Below are 2,055 nucleotides of genomic sequence, written 5' to 3'. Positions count from 1 at the left end.
ACCCGAGTCGGACGCGAGCGGCCACACCGGCCCACCGGACAGGAACCGGCACCACCACAGCCCGTCCGGCGCTTGAGGACGGACACACCGGCCCGACCCGAGTCGGACGCGAGCGGCCACACCGGCCCACCGGACAGGAACCGGCACCACCACAGCCCGTCCGGCGCTTGAGGACGGACACACCGGCCCGCCGAACGGGAACCGGTACCACCACAGCCCGCCCGGCGCTTGAGGACGGACACACCGGCCCGCCGAACGGGAACCGGTACCACCGAGCCGCTCAGGGCGCCGGAGGCCAGTCGTCGCCCCAGGCGGTGTCGCGGGCCGCGCGGTACAAGGGGCCGTGGCGCTTCGTCACTGTGGCGCGGTGGAGGGTCTCGTCCTCATCGCACAGTTCCAGGAGGACCTGGCCCTTGCGGAGCTGGGGTTTACGGGTGACGCGGGAAGCCGCAGGGGTCGCCGGGAAGCGGGTCGCGGCGACGTAGCTGAACTTCTCGTCCTCGTACGCAAGCGACCCGCCCTTCACCTGGCGGTGCAGCGAGGACCGGCTGACGCGCGCGGCGAAGTGGCACCAGTCCGTACCCGGGACGATCGGGCAGTCCGCGCTGTGCGGGCACGGCGCCGCGACGCGCAGACCCGCGGCGATCAGCTGGTCGCGCGCGGCGATGATCCGCTCGTAGCCGTCGGGGGTTCCCGGCTCGACGATCAGGACCGCCTGGCCCGCCGCCGCGGCCTGCGTGACGACCGCCGTCCGGTCCGCCGCGTCAAGTTCCTTCAGCACGTACGAGACCGTGATCAGGTCCGTCGGCTCCAGCCGCATCGCCTCGCCGATCCGCGCCCGCCGCCACTCGGCGCCCCGCAGCGCGGGCGAGTCCGCGACCGCCGCCAGTTCGCGGCCGAGTGCCAGCGCGGGCTCCGCCCAGTCGAGGACGGTGGTGCGATGGGAGCCCTCCGGCCAGGCGTCCGCGACCGCCCAGCTCGCCGCGCCCGTGCCGCCGCCGATGTCGGTGTGGGTGGCCGGCACCCAGTCGGGCGCGGCCCGGCGCAGGGCGGTGAGCGCGGACCGTACCGCCTCGAACGTCGCGGGCATCCGGTACGCGGCGTACGCGGCGACGTCCGCCCGGTCGCGCAGCACCGGCGCGTCCGTCGGCGTATCCCCCCGGTAGCTGGCGATCAGCCGGTCCACCGCCTGGGTGACTCGGCTCTGCGGCAGACCGTCGAGAAGGCCGGCGAGGGCATCGGGGAGGGTGGCGTTCACCGGCGAATTCTAGGACAGGCCCTGGCCACGGATCGCCTTCCCGCCTGGGCGGAACGCCCGTGCCGAACCGGGACAGAACGGCTACGTAACCGAACTGCTGTGGGTACAGGGCCAGTTGCTAGTCTGACGGCCGTTGACCGGCAGTACTGCTCATCGGGGGGACCATGAGACAGCGGGTCGTACGTATGGCCTTGGTGGCGGGAGTCGCCGTCCTGGCGATGATCCTCCTGCTCGCCACCTGCGGCGGCGGGGGCAAGGACGACAACAGCGGCGGCAAGCCGAAGAAACCGGCGCGGAAGAGCTCGGGTCCGGCCACGCAGCTCACCGTCCCCGCCGCGTACGACACCGCGCGGGGCTGGGAGGTGCCCGACGCCTCGCCCGAGTACGCGCTCGCCCGCGAGACCGGGCTGATCGCCTATCTGGAGCGGGTGGGGGACGACCGCTTCCGGCTGCGGACCCTGGACGCCGGGACCGGCAGGCGAGGCTGGTCGGGTGAACCGTTCTCCGCACTGGCCGGCCCGGAGCACTTCCCACGGCTGCTGTCCGTCACCCAGGACGACCGGCAGTTCTTCGTCGTCTGGTCGTACGGGAAGGCCGGACGCGACTATCTCACCCCCGCCGGCACCTTCGTCTCCCTGGACATCTACGCCGCCCTCGACGGCGCCCGGCAGCGCGTCGAGGTGCCCTGGACCGGGGCGCCGACCGTCTCCGGCGCCGGCCCCGGCATCCTCATCGGCGACGGCGACGGCGGCGCCCGCAGCGCGGTCGTCGACCCGGACACCGGCGAGGTGTCCCTG

At 73.7% G+C, this 2,055-nt stretch carries 1 protein-coding gene and 1 pseudogene; one reads left to right on the top strand and one right to left on the bottom strand.

Features of this window, described 5'->3' with window-relative positions:
* Positions 1 to 280 precede the first annotated feature (280 nt).
* Positions 281 to 1,258 carry a small ribosomal subunit Rsm22 family protein gene (locus ACWGI8_RS43005; protein WP_453668908.1) on the bottom strand — a complete coding sequence of 326 codons (978 nt, stop codon included), beginning with the start codon at positions 1,256 to 1,258 and terminating at the stop codon, positions 281 to 283.
* A gap of 164 nt (positions 1,259 to 1,422) precedes the next feature.
* On the opposite strand from ACWGI8_RS43005, the pseudogene ACWGI8_RS43000 reads away from it, so the two are divergent.
* A pseudogene (locus ACWGI8_RS43000) lies at positions 1,423 to 2,055 on the top strand (hypothetical protein); the annotation flags it as partial.

Source organism: Streptomyces sp. NPDC054841, assembly GCF_053611045.1.
This window is presented reverse-complemented; position numbering and strand designations above follow the sequence as displayed.